Consider the following 21,705-nt stretch of genomic DNA (forward strand, 5'->3'; position numbering starts at 1 on the left):
CCTGGTGATAGCGGTGGCCGCCGCGCCACGGGAGTCGCCGGTGCACAGGGCTATAATCGGCAGCCGTTTCCCGTTCGCGACCCGCCCGCATGTTCGAATCTCTTACCCAGCGTCTCTCCGGCACCATGCAGCGTCTGCGCGGGCGTGGCCGCCTGACCGAGGAGAACATCCGCGAAGCCACGCGCGAAGTGCGCATTGCCCTGCTTGAGGCCGACGTTGCGCTGCCGGTGGTGCAAGCGCTGATCGAGCGCATCAAGGTGCGCGCGGTCGGTCAGGAAGTGCTCAAGAGCCTGACTCCGGGCCAGGCGCTGATCAAAGTGGTGCGCGACGAGTTGACCGCGGTGATGGGGTCGGCCGCCAGTGACCTCAACCTCAACGTGCCGGCGCCGGCCATTGTGCTGATGGCGGGCCTGCAGGGCGCGGGTAAGACCACCACGGTCGGCAAGCTGGCCAAGCATTTGAAGGAAAAGCGCAAGAAGAAAGTGATGGTGGTCAGTGCCGATGTGTACCGGCCTGCCGCGATCGAACAGCTCAAGACCCTGGCCGAGCAGGTCGGCGTGTTGTGCTTCCCGTCCGAATCCTCGCAGCAGCCGGTGGATATCGTGCGTGCCGCCATCGCCGATGCGCGCAAGTCCTTCGTCGACGTGCTGCTGGTCGATACCGCCGGCCGCCTGGCGATCGACGAGGCCATGATGGCCGAGATCAAGGCGCTGCATGCCGCGATCACCCCGGCCGAAACCCTGTTCGTGGTGGATGCCATGACTGGCCAGGACGCAGCCAACACCGCCAAGGCATTCAGCGAGGCGTTGCCGCTCACGGGTGTGGTGTTGACCAAGACCGATGGCGATGCGCGCGGCGGTGCCGCGCTGAGCGTGCGTTACATCACCGGCAGGCCGATCAAGTTCATCGGCGTTGGCGAGAAACCCGATGGGCTGGATGTCTTCCATCCCGACCGCCTGGCCAGCCGCATCCTGGACATGGGCGACGTGCTGTCGCTGGTCGAGCAGGTCGAGCAGCAGGTCGACAAGGACAAGGCACAGAAGCTGGCGGAGAAAGTCGCCAAGGGCAAGAAGTTCGACCTCAACGACATGCGCGACCAGCTCGAGCAGATGCAGAACATGGGCGGTTTGTCGGGGCTGATGGACAAGTTGCCGGGCATGGGGCAGATCCCCGAGCATCTCAAGCAGCAAGTGGCCGGTAACAAGGAAGTGCCGCGCATGATCGCCATCATCGGCTCGATGACCAAGAAGGAACGGCGTAATCCGACCTTGCTCAACGGTTCGCGCCGCGCGCGTATCGCCCGTGGTTCCGGTACCCAGCCGGCCGACGTCAACAAGTTGATGAAGCAGTTCCAGCAGATGGAAAAGATGATGGGCAAGCTCGCTGGCGGCGGCATGAAGGGGCTGATGCGTGGGATGAAGGGCATGATGGGCGGCATGGGGGGCGGCGGCCTGCCGTTCCGCTGAGTGCTGACCACGATACGAGCTGTGTGTTCTTTCGGCGGTGATCGTCTGTGCATCGCCTTGGTGCTGCATGCCATGAGGAATTGGGCGCTGCCGCCGCGACTGCGCAGTGGCCCAGGCCAGTCGTCGTTACCAGGCGTGTTCTGCTGATTGGTTGGAGGCGCATGATGGTGGACTTGTCGCGGGTCGACGCTTTCCGGCAGCGGTTCGGGTTGCGTCTGCCGGTGCTGCTCAGCCCGATGGCAGGTGCTTGTCCGGTCCCACTAGCGGCAGCAGTCGCTGCGGCCGGTGGTATGGGCGCAATGGGCGCGGTGTTGTCCTCGCCGCAGGACATCCTCGCGTGGATGCGCGCTTTTCGTGCTGTCGGTGGCGGAGCGGTCCAGATCAATCTCTGGGTGCCGGATCCGCCGCCGTTGCGCGACGCGACCGCCGAGGCCGAGATGTGTGCTTTTCTGGGCGCCTGGGGGGCGTCGGTGGAGCCCGGCGCTGGCGACGCGGTACCAATTGACTTCGCTGCGCAGTGCGCCGCCGTGTTGGAAGCGCGCCCGCTGGTGGCCTCCTCGATCATGGGACTATTTCCGCCCGATTTTGTCGCGCAATTGAAGCAGGCCGGCATCGCCTGGTTTGCCTGTGCCACCACGTTGGAGGAAGCGCTGGCTGCGCAGGAGGCGGGTGCCGATGCGGTGGTCGCGCAGGGGGCGGAGGCTGGTGGCCATCGCGGTGCGTTCGATGCGGCCAGCGCCGAGCGGCAATTGACAGGATTGTTCGCGCTGTTGCCACGTCTGGTCGATTGCCTGCAGGTGCCGGTGATCGCCGCTGGCGGCATCGGTGACGGTCGCGGCATCGCCGCTGCATTGGCTCTGGGGGCCAGTGCGGTGCAGATCGGCACGGCCTTGTTACGCACACCAGAAGCGGGCTTGGCCCCGGCCTGGGCCAATGCCTTGGCTCAGGCCGAACCCGAACACGTGGTGCTGACGCGCGCCTTCTCTGGCCGCCTGGGCCGCGCGCTGAGCAATGAGTATGTCCGCGCCGCCGCCGCACCTGGGGCGCCAGCGCCACGGCCATACCCCGTGCAGCGCGGCTTGACCGCGCCGATGCGTCAAGCCGCGCAGCAGGCCGATCATCTGCCGACGATGCAGGCATGGGCTGGACAATCGGCATGGATGGCCCAGGCGCAGCCGGCGGCGGACCTGGTGGCGCAGTGGTGGGCGCAAGCGCAGGCTTTGCGATGAGCGCGCGAATCTTTCATGCCGGGCGGCTTGCGGATGCGGACGTGTTGGCAGCGGCGGCGCTGGTCAACTATGGTCACTTCACGACGCTGCAGGTGCGCGACGGTGCGGTGCGCGGTCTGGATCTGCATCTGCGGCGGTTAGATGATGCCAGTCGATTGCTATTGGGCAGTGCGTTGCCGGCCGAGCGCGTGCGTGACGAACTGCGCGCGGCGCTGGTTGAGTTCGGGCATGCCGATGCCTCGTTGCGCGCCACCGTGTTCTCGCCGAGTTTTACGTTGCGTCGTGCCGATGCGGTGTGCGCACCGGAGTTGCTGGTTTCGCTGGATGTGCCAGCGGTGGCGGACCTCGTGCCATTGCGCCTGCGCAGCAGCGTGTTCGCGCGCGAATTGCCGCAGATCAAGCATGTCGGCACCTTCGCTGCCTTTCACCAGCGCCGCCTGGCGATGCAGGCCGGATGCGACGATGCGTTGTTCGTCGATGCGCATGGAGCGGTGGCCGAGGGCACGACCTGGAACCTGGGTGCGTGGGATGGACGATCTGTGCATTGGCCGCAGGCACCTGCTTTGCGTGGAACCCAGGAGCGTTTGTTGCAGGCGGGCTTGGATGCGTTGGGCGTGGCGCAGCAGCTGCGACCGTTGCAATTGCACGAATTGGATGCGGGCATGGCCGCATTTGTCTGTAATGCCCGTGGTCAGCAGGCCATCGCCACGGTGGATGGCCGCGCGTTGCGGCCTGCCGAGGAGGTGCTGGACGTGCTGGAGGCCGCATTGCGCACCCAGCCATGGCAGCCGATCTGAACGCTTGCGGCGACTTGGCACAGGGCGCCGGGGGCGCTATCATTGGCAGTTCACCGCGCCATCCTGGCGACTGGGCAATACCGGAATTCAACCATGGTCAAGATCCGCCTTACCCGTGGCGGCGCCAAGAAGCGCCCCTTCTACCACATCATCGTCACCGACGTGCGCAGCGCGCGCGACGGCCGTAACATCGAACGCCTGGGCTACTACAACCCGGTCGCGCAGGGCGCCGAGCCGCGCGTGGTGCTGGACTTGGCACGGGTCGACCATTGGGTGTCCAATGGCGCGCAGCTGACCGACAAAGTGCGCAACCTGTACAAGGACGCCAGCAAGGCCCAGGCCGCCGCGGCCTGATCCTGCGGGCCGCGCCATCTGCGCGCGGCCCTTGCGTTTGCTCCGATGAAAGACAGCCAGCGCCTTATTCTGCTTGGTCGGTTTCTTGGCGCTTTCGGCATTCGTGGCGAGGCCAAGCTCGAGTCGTGGACCGAGCCGCGCCTGGCCATTTTTCGTTATCAGCCTTGGATCGTGCGCAAACCCGACGGCAGCGAGGACATTCTGACCGGCGTGCGTGGTCGCGCTTCCGGCAAGTCCCTGATCGCCAGCCTGCCGGAGGTGAACGATCGCGATGCGGTCGAAGCTTTGCGTGGCACCGAGATCTATGTGGCGCGTAGTAGCTTGCCGCCGCCGCGTGCGGATGAATATTACTGGGTGGATCTGGAGGGCCTGGACGTGCGCACCATCGAAGGTGTGGCGTTGGGGCAGGTGTCGCACCTGTTCTCCACCGGCGCCAACGATGTGCTGGTGGTGCGCGGCGAGCGCGAGCGGCTGGTGCCGTTCGTCCAGCCGGATTACATCAAGTCGGTGGATTTCCAGGCCAATTTGATCGTGGTCGATTGGGATCCCGAGTTCTGAGTCCGGCAGGGGCTTGCACGGACGCGGCGCTTGCCTAGGCTCTGCCAGTCCCGAATTCCGAGTCCCGAGTTCACCATGCGCATCGACGTCATCAGCCTGTTCCCCGAGTTCCTCGCCCAGTGTGCGGCGTTCGGCGTGGTGGGCCGTGCCCAGGAGCGTGCGCTGTTGGATCTGCACGGCTGGAATCCACGCGACTACGCCAGTGGCGGCTACCGCAAGGTGGACGACCGTCCCTTCGGCGGCGGTCCCGGCATGGTGATGATGATCGAGCCGCTGCGGGCCTGCTTGCAGGCGGTCCGCGCAGTCGATGCACAACCAGCGCCGCTGATCTACCTCACTCCGCAGGGGCGGCCGTTGACCCAGGCCAAGGTGCGCGAGCTGGCCGCGCTGCCGCGCTTGCTGCTGCTGTGCGGGCGCTACGAGGGAGTGGATGAGCGGTTCGTCGCCGCTGCGGTGGACGAGGAAATCTCGATCGGCGATTACGTGTTGTCCGGCGGCGAGTTGGCGGCGGCGGTGCTGGTGGATGCGGTGACCCGCTTGCAGGAGGGGGCGCTGAACGATGCCGAATCCGCCGCCCAGGACAGTTTCGAAGGGCCCGATGGCCTGCTCGACTGCCCGCACTACACCCACCCGCGCACGCATGCACTGGGCGAGGTTCCTGCCGTGCTGCGCTCCGGCAACCATGCCGAGATTGCGCGTTGGCGGCGCATGCAGGCGCTGGGGCGGACCTGGCAGCGGCGTCCGGAATTACTGGACGAGGCCATGTTGAGCACGGCCGACCGGCGTTTGCTGCGGGAATTTCGCCAGAGCCTGGATGTTCCGCCGCCAATCGCGCCAGAGAATCCCTCCAGGCCCTAGCCATGGCCGTTGCGCTGGGTTAAAATGCCCGGCTTTCCGGCCAGTACGTTCCGTATTGGACCCGATCCGATATCGCGCAATCGCCGTGCGGCGACTGCCGGACCACCTCACCAGACACAATCGGTGCCCATCATGAGCAAGCTCAACAAGACCATCCTGGCCGACTTCGAAGCCGCCCAGATCCAGCGCAAGCTGCCGGAGTTCAACCAGGGCGACACCGTCGTCGTCAACGTCAAGGTGAAGGAAGGCAACCGCGAGCGCGTGCAGGCCTACGAAGGCGTCGTGATCGGCACCAAGAATGCGGGCCTGAACTCCTCCTTCACCGTGCGCAAGATTTCGCACGGCTACGGCGTCGAGCGCGTGTTCCAGACCCATAGCGCCACCATCGAGTCGGTTGAAGTGAAGCGTCGCGGTAAGGTCCGCGCCGGTAAGCTGTACTACCTGCGTGGTCTGGAAGGCAAGGCCGCCCGCATCAAGGAAGACTTGGCCGCCGCCGCGCAGGCCAAGGTCGCGCGTCAGGCCGCTGCGGCCGCCGCCAAGGCCGAGTAAGGTTCACACGGCGGCCTTGGGGCTCGCTGTTGCAACGGCCGCCTTCGGGTGGCCGTTTGCGTTTGTGCGGTTTCGGTGCGGTGATGATGCGGGTGCGTGGCGCTGCCCACTTGCCTCAGCGCGTCGGGTCCGGCGCGATGCTGTCCCCGATGACGGACGCTGCGGCTTGTGTTGCGGCGTCGAGGCTCGGTTGCGTCAGCATCCGCGCCTTGCGCCAGTTGCCCCAGCGGTAATAGGCCAATGACAACAGCATCGCGCAGATGGAACTGATCGGGAAGCTCCACCACACCGCCTCCACACCAAGGTGTGGTTGCAGCAATTGCGCGAATGGCACACGGATGCCCCATAGCGCCAACGCCAGGATCAGCAAAGGCGGGATCACCGCGCCGGTAGAACGGACCACGCCGGAAATCACGAAGGTCACACCGAAAAACAGGAACGACCACAGTGTGATGTGGTTGAGATGGCGCGCGATTTCCAGCGCCGCGCTGTGGGGGGGCAGGAACAGTGCGAGCGTCCAGCGGTCGAGTAGGATCAGCGGCGCGATCAGGGCACCGGTCATCATGAAATTGAACAGCAAGCCCTTGCGTGCGATTGCCGCGACCCGGTCCCAGCGCTGTGCGCCGACGTTCTGCGCGGCCATCGACGAGCAGGCGACGCCGATCGCCATCGCCGGCATCTGCAGGTAGGACCACAACTGCAAGGCGGCGCCGTAAGCGGCGGAGGTGTCGGTGCCATAAGTGTTGACCAGCGAGATCAGCACGATCATCGCCAGCGAGATCAGCGTCATCTGCAGGCCCATCGGCAGCCCCTTGACGACCAGCGCGCGCAGGATCGGTGGATTCACCCGCAACAGATGCAGGTCACGGCGGCCAAGCCATAGTACGTGGCGTTTGTGGCGCAGGTATAGCAGCAGTCCACTGAGTGCCACGCCTTGTGCGATGAGCGTGGCCCAGGCCGCGCCTGCGATTCCCAGGCGCGGGAACGGTCCCAGCCCGAACAGCAGCAACGGATTCAAACCGATGTCCAGCGCCACCGACAGCATCAGGAAACGAAATGGCGTGCGCGAATCGCCAGTGCCGCGCAGCGCGGCGGCAAGAAATCCGAACGTGTACAGCAGTGGCATCGCGAGAAAGAACACTTGCAGATAGGCTTCTGCCAGCGGCAGCGACGCTGCTGAAGTCCCCATTGCCGCCAGTAGGTGTCGCGCCAGCCACCAGCCGCTGCCGGCGATCAGTACCGAGATGCCGATGAAGAAGCTTGTGCTGGTGCCCATGACGTGACGCGCCTGGGTCGTGTCGTTGCGGCCAATCGCCTGGCCGATCAGGATCGTGGCGGCGATGCCGATGCCGAACACCGAGCCGAGGACGAAAAAAATAATGCTGTTGGCGTTGGCCGCGGCGGTCAGTGCCGTCTCGCCGAGATAGTGGCCGATCCAGATCGCATTGATCGAGCTGTTGAGCGATTGCGCGATGTTGCCGGCCAGAATCGGCAGCGAAAACAGCAGCAACTGTCGGCCGATGGGGCCTTCGATGAGTGCGCTTGGCTTTTGCATCGCGCATGCCTGCGAGAATGATCAGTCTTGCAGACTAGCACTCGCATGCCCACCTCGGACGATGACGGATGCGCCGCGTTCGCCAACGTCCTAGACTGTTTGCATCGATGCGTAGGCCCGTTATCCGGCATGCGGATGTGGGCAATGCGCGTCGTACCAAACAAAAAGCAGGAGTGTGCAATGTGGCAGTTGCCTCGTCATGTGCAGTGGATGGGAGCCAGCGCGTTAGGGCTTGCGCTGCTATCAGGATTGAGCGGTTGCGCCGACAGGGCGGGTTGGAGGGATACCAGCATGCGGTTGGATCGTCCGGAGTGCCTGGTCGGCGAGGTGCCCAGTGCGATTCCGGCCCGCGCTGATGGGCTGGTGGCGAATCAGCGTCAGCAGCGTTGCCATCCTGAGCAGGCGCAGCAAGTGAACAGCGCGCGGTCGGGCGAACCGCCCATGCGGGCGGATTTCCGTGGACACGAATGAATGAGCTGATCGCGCAAGCGGCGGCGGTTCGGCTGGATGTCTGGCTGTGGGCCGCCCGCTTTTTCAAGACCCGCAGCCTGGCCAAGCAGGCGGTGGAGACTGGCAAAGTGGACGTCGCCGGGCAGCGGCCGAAATCCTCGCGCGCGGTACGCGTGGGCGAGTGCATGCGTGTGCAACGAGGCGACGAACTGTTCGAGCTGCAGGTGCTGGGACTCAGTGACACCCGTGGCCCGGCCAGCGTGGCGCAGGCCCTTTACCAGGAAAGCGAGCCCTCGCGTGAACGGCGCGCACAGGTGCGCGCGCAACAGCGTGCCGAACGCAATGGTTACCAGGCACCGGAGAGCAAGCCGGACAAGCGTGCGCGGCGGCTGATTCGCGCGCTGGGCGATCTCGACGCGCTGTAGGCGCGGTGCCGCGCGTGGCGATTGGGCCTTGCGCGATTGCCGCAGGCTCAGGCGCCGTAGCCGGCGCCCGAGCTGTCATCTCATGCGGGAAGATCGAAGCGGTCCAGTTGCATCACCTTGGTCCAGGCGGCGACGAAGTCGCGTGCGAACTTCTCTTGCGCATCGGCGCTGGCATAGACCTCGGCCACTGCGCGCAGTATCGCGTTGGAACCGAACACCAGATCGACCCGGGTGCCGGTCCATTTCAGATGGTCGGTGCTGCGATCGCGGCCTTCGTAGAGGTCCTGCATCTGCGAGGTCGCTTTCCACTGGGTGTGCATATCCAGCAGGTTGACGAAGAAGTCGTTGCTGAGCACGCCAGGACGGTCGGTGAAAACGCCATGTGTGGATTGCCCGCTGTTGGCGCCGAGCACGCGCAGGCCGCCGACCAGCACGGTCATTTCCGGCGCGGTCAGGGTCAGCAACAGCGCCTTGTCGATCAGCATGGCCTCGGTCGACACCGTGTAGCCGGGCTTGGCGTAGTTACGGAAACCATCGGCGTTCGGTTCCAGAACGGCGAAGGACTCCACGTCGGTCTGCGCCTGCGAGGCGTCCATGCGTCCTGGCACGAACGGTACGCTCAGTGTCTGTCCGGCCTGCTTGGCGGCCTGTTCGATTGCTGCGCTACCGCCGAGCACGATCAGGTCGGCCAGCGAGATTTTCTTGCCGTTGCTCTGGGCGCCGTTGAATTGCGCCTGGATGCGCTTCAGCGTGGCTTCCACCTGTGCCAGTTGCGCAGGCTGGTTGACCTCCCAGTCCTTTTGCGGTGCCAGGAACAGACGAGCGCCATTGGCGCCGCCGCGCATGTCCGAACTGCGGAAGGTGGAGGCTGCGGCCCATGCCGTGGAGACCAACTGGGCGATGCTCAGGCCGGCGTTGAGCAGGGTCTGCTTCAATGCGGCGATGTCCTGTGCGTCGACCAACGGGTGATTCACGGCGGGGATTGGATCTTGCCAGATCAGTTCTTCGGCCGGAATTTCCGGGCCCAGATAGCGCGTGCGTGGCCCCATGTCGCGATGGGTCAGTTTGAACCAGGCACGGGCGAAGGCGTCGGCCAATTGTTCCGGATGCGCCAGGAAGCGCCGCGAAATCGCCTCGTAGGCCGGGTCGGCGCGCAGCGCCAGGTCGGTGGTGAGCATGGTCGGTAGGTGCTTCTTGGACGGATCGTACGCGTCCGGAATCACCGCTTCGGCGTTCTTGGCCACCCATTGGTGGGCACCGGCCGGGCTCTTGCTCAGTTCCCACTCGTATTTGAACAGCAGTTCCAGGAAGTCGTGGCTCCACTGCGTCGGCGTGGTGGTCCAGGTCACTTCCAGGCCGCTGGTGATGGTGTCCGGGCCTTTGCCGCTGCGGAACGAGTTGAACCACCCCAGGCCCTGCATTTCCAGCCCGGCGGCTTCTGGTTCGGGGCCGAGGTGATCGGCCGAGGCGGCACCGTGGGTCTTGCCGAACGTGTGGCCACCGACGATCAGCGCGACGGTTTCCTCGTCGTCCATCGCCATCTCTGCGAACGTGATGCGGATATCCTTGGCCGACAACAGCGGATCCGGATTGCCATCGGGACCTTCCGGGTTGGCGTAGATCAGCCCCATCTGCACTGCGGCCAGTGGGCATTCCAGCTCGCGGGTGTTTTCCTGCTTGCCGTGCGCGTAGCGCTCTTCGCTGCCCAGCCATGTCGTTTCGCGGCCCCAGTGCACGTCCTGGTCCGGTTCCCAGGTGTCTGCACGACCGCCAGCGAAGCCGAAGGTCTTGAAGCCCATCGACTCCAGCGCCACGTTGCCGGTGAGGATCAGCAGGTCGCCCCAGGAGATCGCCTGTCCATATTTTTGCTTGATCGGCCACAGCAGGCGCCGCGCCTTGTCCAGGTTGACGTTGTCCGGCCAACTGTTGAGCGGCGCGAAGCGTTGTTGCCCACGACCGGCGCCACCGCGACCATCGCCCACGCGGTAGGTGCCCGCGCTATGCCAGGCCATGCGGATGAACAACGGACCATAGTGGCCGAAGTCGGCTGGCCACCACTCTTGCGAATCGGTCATCAGCTTGCGCAGATCCTCCTTCAGCGCTTTGAAGTCCAGGCCTTTGAACGCCTTGGCGTAGTCGAAGTGCGCGCCCAGCGGATTGGAGCGGTCGGAATGTTGGTTGAGCAGATCCACTCGCAGTTGCTTGGGCCACCAGTCACGGTTGCTGGTCCCGGTGCCGTTCGTGGCGTGGTTGAAGGGGCACTTCGCTTCGGTCGTCATGAGCAATTACCTCTGTGCGTGAGCATGTGGGGAGCGATGGGTCGCCGCAGTGGCGGGAATGGAAAAACACGGGGCGTGTGCGAGGGGGGCAAGGGCGGGTCAGTGGCAAGGTGTTCGTTTGCCGGCTGTGCGGCAAAGAGTGAGCGCGTGCGGTGGTGCTGTGGTGGACAAGCGCATCTGGCGAACACCATGTGTCAGGTGCGTAGACGATAGAACGAAATTTCTATTGGTGTAATTTGAATAAAATTACTAAATCGATAGTTTTATTTTATCGATTGTCTTGGAGGTTCGGCCTGCCCAGTGGCGATGCCTCCGTGTTCGCATGCTGCGGATGAGCGCGGTGGTGCGACGTCGGCGTCTCGCAATGTTGAGTCACCCGCTGGGGGGCGGTCGTGTCCGGCGCCCTGCGCCGAAGAAAGCGGACGACCAACACGACGACGGCGCGGTTGTCCGCGCCGTCGTGCACCGAGTTGCTTATGCGATAGCGATTACGGCCACAGGTGGATCTGCTCGGCGTCGCTGCGCACCATCGGCTGTCCGGGCTTGCAGCTGAAGGTCGCGGCGAAGGCCGATTGGTTGGCCAGGGGGCCGTTGGTGCGCCAGCGGCCCGGCGCGTGCACGTCGGCAGTCACGCGCTGCACTGCTTCGTTCGGCGATAGCTGCTGCGCCCACAGGCCAGCCCAGGCGGTGTAGAACGCTTGCTTGCCGGCGTCGTTGGCGTTGGGCTGTGCGGCAGTGTAGGCCTGCCAAGCGAGTTCGACGCTGCCGATGTCGGTCAGGTCCTGGTATTGAGTCAGCGGGCCGTTGACCTTGGCGCCTTTCACTCCGGGGAAATCATAAGCGCCGTATTGCGTGGCGGCGCGTGCGGCCAGCGCGTCCCAGGCGTTCTTGTCCTCGGCGCTCCACCAGGTACGCAACTGGCCTTGGGCATCGACCCGGCTGCCCTTGTCGTTGATTGCGCCGATCAGTTCGTGCGCGACCAGCGCGGCATAGCTGCCGTATAGCACGGCACTGTCGCCACCGTTGGCGAATACGGGCTGTTGCAGCACGGCGGCGGTGACGATCAGGCGGTTCTGTGCGATGTCGTAGGTCAGTGCGGGTTGCTGCGGCAGGACGTCCCAGCGGCGGTCGGCGTTGCCCTTGCCGATGCGCTTCATCTCTTCGCGATGGCGCCAGGTAGAGGCGATCAGCATGTTGCCGCCGAAGCTGCCGCGCCCGGTCGGTTGCAAGGTGTAGTCGAGATCGCGATGCGGTACGCCGACTTCGATCTTCAGGGCCGCCAGCTTGGCTTGCGCTTCGGTACGTGCCGGTTCGCTGAGCCAACTGCTGCGCTTGACTGCGGCGATTTGCGCATCGCGCACCTGGTCAGCGATGGTTTCGGCTTTGTGGCGGGTCTCGGCGTTGAGATAGCGGGTGGCGTACTCGTGGCCGAGCATTGGTCCGGCGGCGACGTTGATCGCGTCCAGCACCTGCGCCCAGCGTGGCGGCGGCAGCGGTTGTCCTTCCAGCACGCGGCCGCGGAAATCGAAGCTGGCGTCGCGGAAGCTCTTGGACAGGTACGGCGCCATCGCATCGCCCACGCGCCAACGCAGGTAGGCCTTCCATTGCGCGGGCTGGATGCTGAGGATCATGCCATCGAGTTGCTTGAACATGTCCGGATCGGCCATCGACACCAGGTCGTCCTTGACGCCCTGTGCCTTGAGGAAGGCGTCCAGTTGCAGATTGCGGTATTGCTTGTTCAAGTCCTTGGTGGAGATCGGCGCGTAGTTGTTGAACGGATTGTTGATGCCGGCCAGGGATTTGGCGTTGCGCGCCAATGCGGTTTCGATCTGCAACACGGACTGCACGTCGGCGTCGAGCGTGGCCGCTGGTGTGCCGGTCAGGGTCAGGATTTGTTTGACGTAGCTCCGGTAGCGGCCCATCAGCGCCAGGGTGTCGGCGTCGGTGCGCGTGTAGAAGGCGGGGTCGGGCAGGCCCATGCCGCCTTGCATGAAGTAGCCGATGTGGCGGTCCAGCGCCTTCAGGTCCACGTCGGCGCCGAAATTGAAGGCGACCGGAATGCCGATTTGATGCAGCGCGGCGATCGAAGCCGGCACGTCCTTGGCTTTTTTGATCGCATCGATACGGCTGAGCAGTGGCGCGATTGGCGTGGAACCATCTTTCTCCACGGCAGCCTCGTCCAGGCCACTGGCCCAGAAGTCGCCGAGTGCTTTCTGTACCGGGTTTTGCGGCGACTGCATCGCCGCGTCGAGCAGGTCGCGCTGCTGCTGTTGGGCGCGTTCGGCGAGCTGGCTCAGTGCGGTGACCGCGTCGGTTTGTGGTACCGGGTTGCGCTTCAACCAATCGGCATTGGCGTCATCGTAGAAATCGCTGCAAGCGGCGCTGACAACGGGAGGCTTGGGGGCCGCGGCATGTTTCTTTTTGGGTGCAGCATCGGCAGTGGACGCCAGGGCGATCAGGCCGAGGGTGACCGCAAGGGCAAGCGGACGAGCATTGAGCATCTGGAACGCATCCGGTCAGGAATCAAGTCGACAAGTTTAACAAGCCGCGACGTACAACTGTGGCGATGGCGCGCGCTGTGTCGTGCCGCATGCCTCGGCAGGGGGCGGCGCGCATTTGCCAGGCAACAAAAAGGCCCGGACGTGCCGGGCCTTTTCGATGGTGCATCGTGCGTGCGTGGTTTACCAGATCACCACCTGTTTGTCGCCGCTACGCACCATCGGTGCTCCCGGCTTGCATTGGAACGCTGCGGCGAATGCCGGCAGGTTTGATGGGGCTGCGATCACACGGAACTGCGCCGGGGCGTGCGGATCGGTGTTCAGCAGCATCATCGCGCTCTGCGGGGTGTATTTAGTCCGCCACACCGTGGCCCAGTTGATGAAGAAATTCTGGTCGCGGGTCATGCCGTTGACCTTGGGGTCCTCCTTGCCCTCGTTGGCTTTCTTGAAGGCATCGTAGGCGGTGGTGATGCCGCCCAGGTCGGCGATGTTTTCGCCCAGGGTCAGCCTGCCGTTGACTGGTTTGCCGTCGACTTTATAGGCGTCGAACTGCTTGACCAGTTTGCCGGTGAGCGCGGCGAATTTCTTGGCATCGGCCTTGGTCCACCAGTCTTCCATGTTGCCGGTCGGCCCGAAGCGCGCGCCCTGGTCGTCGTAGCCGTGGGTCATTTCGTGGCCGATCACCGCGCCGATGCCGCCGTAGTTGAACGCGTCGTCGGCCTTGGGGTCGAAGAACGGCGGTTGCAGGATCGCGGCGGGGAACACGATCTCGTTGCGCTGCGGGTTGTAGTAGGCATTGACCTTTTGTGGGGTCATGTACCACTCGGTCTTGTCCACCGGCTTGCCGATCTTGCTCAGGTCGTACTTGTAGTTGAATGCTGTGGCGGCGCGCACGTTGTCCAGGTAGCTGTCGCGCTGTGTGCTCAGGCCGCTGTAGTCGCGCCACTTGTCCGGGTAGCCGATCTTCGGGGTGAAGGTCTTCCACTTGTCCATGGCTTTTGCCTTGGTTTCCTCGCTCATCCAGTTGAGTTTTTCGATCCGTGCCTTCAACGCCTGACGCAGGTTGTCGACCAACTGCTCCATCTTGGCCTTGTCGTCGGCGGAGAAGGCGACCTTGACGTACATCTGCCCCATCGCCTCGCCAGCACCTCGATTGATGCTGTTGAGCACGCGTTTCCAGCGCGGCTTCATCTCCGCCTGGCCGTTGAGTTCCTTGTTGTAGAACGCGAAGTTTTCCTGTGCGAAGGCATCGCTCAGGTACGGCGAGGCGCTATCCACGGTGTGAAAGCGCAGGTAGGCACGCCACACCGCCGGATCGGTATCGCCCAGTGCCTTGCTGACTTCCTGGTGGAAGGCGGGGATCGCCAGCGAGAACTTCTCCGGTGTCGTCACGCCCTGGGATTCGAAGAATTTGGTCCAGGGGAAGTTCGGGGTCAGCTTGTCGGCCTCGGCCGGAGTGATCGGGTTGTAGGACAGTTTGGCGTCGCGCAGTTGCTCGATTGACTTGGAGACTTTGGCCAGACGCGTTTCCAGCGCTACCACGTCCTGCGCCTGCTTGGCGGCGTCGGTTGCCGGCACGCCGGACAGTTCCAGCACCTTGGCCACGTGTGCCTGGTATGCCTTCAGCTTGTCTTTCTTGTCGGCATCGAGGTAGTAGCCGCGGTCGGGCAGGCCAAGGCCGTCTTGCGTCGCGTAGGCAATATTCACGGACGAGTTCTTGTAGTCGGGTCCGGCGTAGAAACCGAACAGGTGGTTCTCGCCCTTGGCCGCGCTCTGGCGCAGGTAGTCGGCCACCGCCGGGCCATCCTTGAGGCCGTCGATCGCGCTCAGCTCGGCCTTCAGCGGGGCGATGCCCTGCGCGTTGACCTTGGCTTCGTCCATGCCGGAGGCCCAGAAGTCGCCGACGATCTTTTCCACGCCTTTTGCGTTGGTCGCGGCGGCGGCTTGTTCGGCCAGTTGATGTTGCACGGCGACCGAGCGCTCGTCCAGAATCGAGAACGAGCCCCAATTGCTGCGGTCTTTGGGGATTTCGTTCGTGCTCAGCCATTTCCCGTTGACGTAGCCGTTGAAGTCGTCGCAGGCGTTCTTGCTGGGATCCAGGTCGTTGATGTTGAACGCGCTGTAGGCTGGCAGTTTGCTGGTGTCGAGGGTGAGTTCGGCCGCAGCGGGGGCGGCTGTTGCGGCGGGCTTGGGCGTGTCGGCGGCGGGGGCGGTCGCGTCGTGCTTGCCGCAGCCGCTCAGTACGGCGCTCACGGCCATGGACAACAGCAAGATATTGGGAGTGCGAAGGGTCACAGGGGAGGCTCCAGGCCGGCAGGGATACGAAATGGCCCAGGACCGGGCCGCGACAAGACTCTACCGCGCTGCAGGGATGGCCAGGGGTGTCGAAGGTCATGGGTGTGCTGGAGCGGGCGACCACGCTAGCGCTATCGAAGCACTGGCTTACTATGTCCGGCATGCGCAGCAAGCCGCCATGCGATGCCGTGATCGTGGGGGCCGGCCACAACGGTCTGGTCTGCGCCGCGTATCTGGCACGGGCTGGTTGGACGGTGACGGTGCTGGAGCGGCGTGGTGTGGTTGGCGGTGCCGCGGTCACCGAGGAGTTCCATCCCGGGTTCCGTAACTCGGTGGCGTCCTATACGGTATCGCTGCTGCAGCCCAAAGTGATGGCCGACCTCGATCTGGCCGGGCATGGCCTGCGCATCGTGCCACGACGCCGCAACAATTTCCTGCCGCTGCCGGACGACCGTTATCTCCTGACCGGACCTGGCCTGACCCAGACCGAAATCGCCAAATTCTCCGCGCGCGATGCCGCCCGCCTGCCCGCGTACGAGGCACGGCTGGAGCGCATTGCCGACGTGCTGCGGGTGCTGGCCTTGCAGCCGCCACCCAACCTCACCGATGGCGGTTGGCTGCAGGCACTGCCGGAGCTGCTGCGTGCCGCTCGCCTCGGGCGACACCTGCATGCGTTGGAGACGACGTTGCGCCAGGAGTTGCTGGATTTGTTCACCCTTTCCGCCGCCGAGTATCTGCAACGCTGGTTCGAGAGCGATCCGGTCAAGGCTTTGTTCGGTTTCGATGGCATCGTCGGCAACTACGCCAGCCCCTACACGCCGGGTTCGGCCTACGTGCTGTTGCATCATGTGTTCGGTGAAAGCAACGGGGTCAAGGGCGCCTGGGGGCACGCACTGGGCGGCATGGGGGCAATCACGCAGGCGATGGCCAAGGCGGCGCTCGCGGCTGGCGCCAGCATCCGCACCGATGTCGGTGTGGCCGAAATCTTGGTCGAGGACGGGCGCGCGGTCGGCGTGCTCACCGAACGCGGTGAACGTGTGTACGCACGGCACGTGGTCGCCAACGTCAATCCCAAGCTGCTCTACGAACGCCTGCTCGACCCCAGGCACGTGCCGGCCGCCACTTTGGAGCGCATGGCGCACTGGCGCTGCGGTTCCGGCACGTTTCGCATGAACGTGGCGCTGTCGCGCTTGCCTACGTTCCGCGCGTTGCCCGAGCCGGGCGATCATCTCACCGCTGGCATCGTGCTGGCGCCGAGCCTGGACTACATGGATCGCGCCTACCACGATGCGCGTGCGCACGGCTGGTCGCGTGACCCGATCATCGAACTGCTCATCCCGAGTACCTTGGACGCGTCGCTGGCACCACCCGGCCAACACGTGGCCAGTCTGTTCTGCCAGCACGTGGCGCTGCAATTGCCGCATGGGCGTTCGTGGGACGCGCACCGCGACGAGGTCGCGGACGTGATGATCGCCACCGTCGAGCGCTATGCGCCGGGTTTCGCCGCTTCGGTGTTGGGGCGGCAGATACTGACTCCGCTGGATCTGGAGCGCACGTTCGGTTTGGTCGGCGGTGATATCTTCCATGGCGCACTGAGCCTCAATCAGCTGTTCAGCGCACGACCGATGCTCGGTCAGGCCGCGTATCGCGGCGCGATTCCGGGCCTGTTTCTATGCGGGTCCGGCACCCATCCAGGCGGTGGCGTGACTGGCGCGCCCGGCCACAACGCGGCGATGGTCATGCTGCGTGGTTGAGCTGCGTCGCTGCTTGCACGCAGTAAGGCAAGTAACCCGCGCATCGGTCCGAGCGAGGGGCCATGGAATGGACGGTGCGGCCTGGCGTCGATTCGTGGCGCGATGGCGAATACACCGTGGTGTGGCGATATCTGTCGATATGGTCGCGTCGTCTGCGGACTTGAAACGCCGCCGCTTACTTTGCCGGGCGTGAAGGGCGATGTGCGCGCTCATTAAATGCGCGTAATTTTTGCTTGGCGGCGAGGTGTCATGGGCTGTGTATGCCGTGCATGCAACACTCCATGTACAGCATACGCAAAAAAAAAGCCCACCCGCGCGGGTGGGCTTTTCCGAATGTGCGTATCCGATTACTTGCCGAACGCGTAATGCATTTCCAGGTAGTACGCGCGACCGTATACGTCGTAGTTGTAGTCGTTGTACGCCCAATAGGAGCTTCCAGGATAGGACGTGTCCAGTGGCGGCATCTTGTTGAACACGTTGGTCACCATCAGCGACAGCTCCATCCCCTCGAATGCCTTGTAAGTGACACTGGCGTTGTGGGTGATGTGCGACGGCAGTTTAGCGGCGCGCGGAGCTGCGTAACCATTTGCACCGACGGTGGCCGCGTAGTTGGGCGTTTTGTCGAACCAATTGGCATACCACGTGGTCGAGAAGTCGCCGATCTCCCAGGTCAGCGCCGCATCGGCCTTACGCTTGGGATCGGTGCTCCAGTACGGATCGTTTAGCAGATCCACCGGCTGGTCGCCCGTATAGCGCACGTATTTGTGGCGCAGGTTCTGGGTGTAGCTGGTGACGGTGCTCAGGTCACCCCAGCGGCCCAGATCGTAGCCATAACGGAACGAGGCGACGACGGTCTGCAGTTTCTGGTTGGAGACGTTGATCTTTGGCGTATAGATCGTGGCGAGGTTGCCCGTCGAATCGCGGGTGACCTGCGATTCGGCTGCCTGGCACAGGGCCGAGCTGGGCGAGTCAATGCCGGCGCGGCAGCGGTAGTCCTGCAGGCTCAGCGCATCGGCGCTTTGCAGAGTGACTTCATCGCTGATATTCCAGTTGAGGTAATCCACGGTCAGCGCCATGCGATCCACCGGCGACCACACGAAACCTGTGCTCCACACCTTGGCGTTGATCGGTTTCAGGTCCAAGTTGCCGGACTGGCTGCCGAAGAACTGGGCGCTCGAATACTGTTGTGGACAATTATCGGTGTTGCCCGGCAGGTAGCCGCGCTGTGCGCATTGGTAATAGTCGATGACGCTGCTGTAGTAGCCGCTCTTGCGCTGGTACAGATCTGATAGGGTGGGTGCACGGAATGCCGTGCCGTACTTGCCACGTAGCAGCAGCGATTCGACAGGGCGGTATTCCAGCGCGATGCTGTAGGTCGGTTTGTCGATGGTGCGGCCGCTGGCCTTGAACGCGTCGTAGCGTCCGGCCAGGGTGATGGTCAGTGGGTCGAACACCGGCATGCGCAGTTCCGAAGTCAGCGCGTAGCGGTCGCGTTGACCGCCGCCGTCTACCGAGGTCAGGCCCCAGATATCGCCGTTGAGGATCGCGGGATCCGGGTTGTAATCCCATTTCTGCTTGCCGTATTCGCCGACCACGGCTAGACCGGCATCGCCACCTGGCAGGCTGAACAATTTGGCATCGGTCGCTTGCAGGCGGATCATGCCGTCGGAGGTTTTGCTCTTGTTGGTGGCACGGCCGGTGAAGCTGGCGAACTCCTGTTGGCTGATCGGCTGGTAGAACGCTGCATAGTTGGGCGAATAGATCGGGTAAGTGGCGCCTCTGAACGTGCGCACGCCAAGTTGCGGCCCGAGGACCTTGTCGATGAAAAATTGATCGATTGCATCTTTGTAGCGGACAAATTGGTTTTCTTGGAGTTTGTACTGCGTGTAGGTGACGCCGGCATCATAATCCCAGTTCGACTGGCCGAGTGTGCCTTGTGCGCCAAACGTGGCCCGCACCGACTCGCTCTTGTCGCGGGACATGGTGTCCTTGATGCCATGGATGCCCATTTCTTCTGGGGCAAAATTGCGCTGTAGATTGAGCAGATCCTTGATATTCGGGTCGTAGTAATAACCAAAATCTGCCGCTGTGCCCCACCAGATTAAGCTTGCTCCAGGATGGTATTTGGTTTCTTCGTGGCTATAGAGGACATCGCCGTAGAGTTGAACGTTTTCATTGATGTCGTGGGTGCCGTGCAGGTAGGCCTGCGCCGATTTGAGGCTGCTGCCGAGGGTGGCATAACCAGGCTTGTATGCGGAGCCGCAGTAATATTCATCGCCGAAACCGACACGGCGCTGCAGCGTTTCGGTGCCGCCGAAGAGGCTGGAAACGTTATTGCATCTGGCCTGGTCCAGGAAGTGGTAACTCGTTCTACGGCCATAGACCAAAAAGTCACGTCCCACCAATTGCGGGGAATAACCATGGGTGTTGAACTGTTTGGTCAGGTCGCGCTGATAGGCCCAGATTGGGTCCTTTTCCTCGTACTGCACGCCGCCGAGTAGGCTGGTGCGGCCGTCGGAGGAGGTCCAGCCATCGGCGAAGGTCGTGCGGAAGTTGCTGCCGCCGCCTTCGGAGTAGCCGCCACCACGGATGCTGAACACCGCACCGTCCAGCTTCTTCTTGAGGATCACGTTGATGACGCCGGCGATGGCGTCGGAGCCATACAGGGACGACTGGCCACCTGGCAGGATTTCGATGCGGTCGATCAGATCGATCGGAATGCCGCTGATGTTGTTGAAGGTATCGGTGCCGTTGTAGAGCGCGGGATAGTTCGACATCGGACGGCCGTCGATCAGGTACTTCACGTACCCCTGCGGCAGGCCGAACAAGCTGACCGACTTTGCGCTCTGGGTGAAGGTGTTGGAGCTCTGTGCGCCTTGCACGCCACCGGTGGCGAAGGAGCTCTTCTGCAGCACGTCGGCGACGCTGCTGAAGCCGCGTGCCTTGATTTCTTCGGCATTGATCGTCGTGATCGGGGTGGCGATCTCGATCTGAGCCTGTGGAATCAGCGAGCCGGTCACGGTGACTTTGCTCAGGTTCGTCGCCTTGTCGGTCGACTTGCCGTCGGTTCCGCTGTCCTGGGCGATGGCGCTGAATGCGGCGGGGACCATCATGGCCGAGACCAGGGCTGCACTGAGCTGGCGATGGGGGAAATAACGAGTGTGACGAGCAGTCATGATGTTTCTATTCCCGAAAATCAATCGATGAGAGGGGGGGGCTCGGCCTCGTGCCACGACATATGTGTCGAAAGTGGGATCGCTTCCGGCGATGCGACCGAACGTACTGCACGCCGCCGAGTAGGCTGGTGCGGCCGTCGGAGGAGGTCCAGCCATCGGCGAAGGTCGTGCGGAAGTTGCTGCCGCCGCCTTCGGAGTAGCCGCCACCACGGATGCTGAACACCGCACCGTCCAGCTTCTTCTTGAGGATCACGTTGATGACGCCGGCGATGGCGTCGGAGCCATACAGGGACGACTGGCCACCTGGCAGGATTTCGATGCGGTCGATCAGATCGATCGGAATGCCGCTGATGTTGTTGAAGGTATCGGTGCCGTTGTAGAGCGCGGGATAGTTCGACATCGGACGGCCGTCGATCAGGTACTTCACGTACCCCTGCGGCAGGCCGAACAAGCTGACCGACTTTGCGCTCTGGGTGAAGGTGTTGGAGCTCTGTGCGCCTTGCACGCCACCGGTGGCGAAGGAGCTCTTCTGCAGCACGTCGGCGACGCTGCTGAAGCCGCGTGCCTTGATTTCTTCGGCATTGATCGTCGTGATCGGGGTGGCGATCTCGATCTGAGCCTGTGGAATCAGCGAGCCGGTCACGGTGACTTTGCTCAGGTTCGTCGCCTTGTCGGTCGACTTGCCGTCGGTTCCGCTGTCCTGGGCGATGGCGCTGAATGCGGCGGGGACCATCATGGCCGAGACCAGGGCTGCACTGAGCTGGCGATGGGGGAAATAACGAGTGTGACGAGCAGTCATGATGTTTCTATTCCCGAAAATCAATCGATGAGAGGGGGGGGCTCGGCCTCGTGCCACGACATATGTGTCGAAAGTGGGATCGCTTCCGGCGATGCGACCGAACGTAACAAACACGGACTTAACGGATGCCTGCATGTGTGCGTCGTCTTTTTTGTCTACGGGCCGCATATGTCTGGATGCGATGGCAAACATCGATGCAACAGCCGATGACGTGCAGTTGATGGCCGATTCGCATCATGTTGGGGCGTTGCATGTACAGGATGCTGAATGGGTGGATTGGGCGAGGAAGCGAACGACCTCGGTCGTCCTGATTGATGTATTTATGGAGATGCTGCGGGTGACCGTGGGCGACGCACGGCGCGCACCAGATTGGGGAGCCTGTTTCTTCCGGATAGGGCAAGAGCAGCGCGTGACGATGACCACGGTTGCCCTGCGCGCCATCCTCGGTCCGCTTTGATCAGCGTGTCCGCGTCGGCCTATCGCGTCGGCACACGGGGCGTTCGGCCGCCGATTGCGCAAATTTGCGCGGCCGGCGTGGGGGCCGAGGCGGATCGCTGAGGATGGCCAATGCCTCGCACTTGTATAGTCGCCTCTCAGTTTGACCCGTCGCGTCGCGACACGCGGGTCAGTCGTCATGGCCGCTGTGCGGTCTTGTCCCCGTCT

Annotated in this window: 16 protein-coding genes and 1 pseudogene; 11 read left to right on the top strand and 6 right to left on the bottom strand. The window is 63.5% G+C overall.

From position 1 onward, the window contains the following. Positions 1-89 precede the first annotated feature (89 nt). The 7 genes from ffh (at position 90) to rplS (ending at position 5,811) form a co-directional block, all read left to right on the top strand. A complete protein-coding gene (gene ffh / locus XANALMUS060_RS01885; RefSeq protein ID WP_045736889.1) occupies positions 90-1,466 on the top strand; it encodes a signal recognition particle protein in 1,377 nt (458 codons plus the stop codon). Between the two features lie 164 nt (positions 1,467-1,630). Continuing rightward, entirely contained in the window at positions 1,631-2,695 is a 1,065-nt protein-coding gene (locus tag XANALMUS060_RS01890; protein ID WP_045737092.1) for a nitronate monooxygenase, read from the top strand. After that, the gene (locus XANALMUS060_RS01895) at positions 2,692-3,492 is read left to right on the top strand and encodes an aminotransferase class IV family protein (protein ID WP_045736890.1); all 801 of its coding nucleotides are present in this window, start codon (positions 2,692-2,694) and stop codon (positions 3,490-3,492) included. The genes XANALMUS060_RS01890 and XANALMUS060_RS01895 overlap by 4 nt, the downstream gene beginning before the upstream one ends. A 93-nt stretch (positions 3,493-3,585) precedes the next feature. After that, complete coding sequence (gene rpsP, locus XANALMUS060_RS01900) at positions 3,586-3,846, top strand: 30S ribosomal protein S16 (RefSeq protein WP_045736891.1); 261 nt, start codon at positions 3,586-3,588, stop codon at positions 3,844-3,846. A 45-nt stretch (positions 3,847-3,891) separates the two neighbouring features. Beyond that, positions 3,892-4,404, top strand: a complete 513-nt coding sequence (rimM, locus tag XANALMUS060_RS01905) for a ribosome maturation factor RimM (RefSeq protein ID WP_045736892.1) — start codon at positions 3,892-3,894, stop codon at positions 4,402-4,404. A 75-nt stretch (positions 4,405-4,479) separates the two neighbouring features. Next, positions 4,480-5,262, top strand: coding sequence for a tRNA (guanosine(37)-N1)-methyltransferase TrmD (gene trmD, locus XANALMUS060_RS01910; RefSeq protein WP_045736893.1), 783 nt, complete (start codon positions 4,480-4,482; stop codon positions 5,260-5,262). A gap of 132 nt (positions 5,263-5,394) precedes the next feature. Then, on the top strand, positions 5,395-5,811 hold the full coding sequence (rplS, locus tag XANALMUS060_RS01915; protein ID WP_045727142.1) for a 50S ribosomal protein L19: 417 nt from the start codon (positions 5,395-5,397) through the stop codon (positions 5,809-5,811). Between the two features lie 115 nt (positions 5,812-5,926). Here rplS and XANALMUS060_RS01920 read toward each other — a convergent pair whose 3' ends face one another. Further along, complete coding sequence (locus XANALMUS060_RS01920) at positions 5,927-7,366, bottom strand: MATE family efflux transporter (RefSeq protein ID WP_045736894.1); 1,440 nt, start codon at positions 7,364-7,366, stop codon at positions 5,927-5,929. A gap of 291 nt (positions 7,367-7,657) precedes the next feature. Between XANALMUS060_RS01920 and XANALMUS060_RS21720 the strand changes: the two genes are divergently transcribed. Next, positions 7,658-7,837, top strand: coding sequence for a hypothetical protein (locus XANALMUS060_RS21720; protein ID WP_052688072.1), 180 nt, complete (start codon positions 7,658-7,660; stop codon positions 7,835-7,837). Further along, complete coding sequence (locus XANALMUS060_RS01930) at positions 7,834-8,241, top strand: RNA-binding S4 domain-containing protein (protein ID WP_045736895.1); 408 nt, start codon at positions 7,834-7,836, stop codon at positions 8,239-8,241. The genes XANALMUS060_RS21720 and XANALMUS060_RS01930 overlap by 4 nt, the downstream gene beginning before the upstream one ends. Before the next feature lie 80 nt (positions 8,242-8,321). On the opposite strand, the gene katG is transcribed toward XANALMUS060_RS01930, so the two are convergent. The 3 genes from katG to XANALMUS060_RS01945 all read right to left on the bottom strand — a co-directional run bounded on the left by katG (position 8,322) and on the right by XANALMUS060_RS01945 (position 15,277). Then, positions 8,322-10,520 (bottom strand): catalase/peroxidase HPI, encoded by a 2,199-nt coding sequence (gene katG / locus XANALMUS060_RS01935; RefSeq protein WP_045736896.1) that lies wholly within the window; start codon positions 10,518-10,520, stop codon positions 8,322-8,324. A 488-nt stretch (positions 10,521-11,008) separates the two neighbouring features. Beyond that, positions 11,009-13,021: a M13 family metallopeptidase gene (locus XANALMUS060_RS01940; RefSeq protein WP_045736897.1), complete on the bottom strand. Its 2,013-nt coding sequence runs from the start codon at positions 13,019-13,021 to the stop codon at positions 11,009-11,011. A 180-nt stretch (positions 13,022-13,201) separates the two neighbouring features. Beyond that, positions 13,202-15,277 carry a M13-type metalloendopeptidase gene (locus XANALMUS060_RS01945; RefSeq protein ID WP_045737094.1) on the bottom strand — a complete coding sequence of 692 codons (2,076 nt, stop codon included), beginning with the start codon at positions 15,275-15,277 and terminating at the stop codon, positions 13,202-13,204. Positions 15,278-15,474: 197 nt separating this feature from the next. Between XANALMUS060_RS01945 and XANALMUS060_RS01950 the strand changes: the two genes are divergently transcribed. After that, positions 15,475-17,067, top strand: coding sequence for an NAD(P)/FAD-dependent oxidoreductase (locus tag XANALMUS060_RS01950; protein WP_045737095.1), 1,593 nt, complete (start codon positions 15,475-15,477; stop codon positions 17,065-17,067). Between the two features lie 347 nt (positions 17,068-17,414). Here the strand turns inward: XANALMUS060_RS01950 and XANALMUS060_RS01955 are convergent, their stop codons facing one another. Then, entirely contained in the window at positions 17,415-20,180 is a 2,766-nt protein-coding gene (locus tag XANALMUS060_RS01955) for a TonB-dependent receptor (RefSeq protein ID WP_045736898.1), read from the bottom strand. A gap of 166 nt (positions 20,181-20,346) precedes the next feature. Then, positions 20,347-20,979: pseudogene (locus XANALMUS060_RS19480) on the bottom strand (Plug domain-containing protein); the annotation flags it as partial. A 244-nt stretch (positions 20,980-21,223) separates the two neighbouring features. Between XANALMUS060_RS19480 and XANALMUS060_RS01965 the strand changes: the two are divergent. Continuing rightward, on the top strand, positions 21,224-21,499 hold the full coding sequence (locus XANALMUS060_RS01965; protein WP_045736900.1) for a hypothetical protein: 276 nt from the start codon (positions 21,224-21,226) through the stop codon (positions 21,497-21,499). Positions 21,500-21,705 lie beyond the last annotated feature (206 nt).

This window comes from Xanthomonas sp. MUS 060 (assembly GCF_000963215.1).
Lineage (GTDB): Bacteria > Pseudomonadota > Gammaproteobacteria > Xanthomonadales > Xanthomonadaceae > Xanthomonas_A.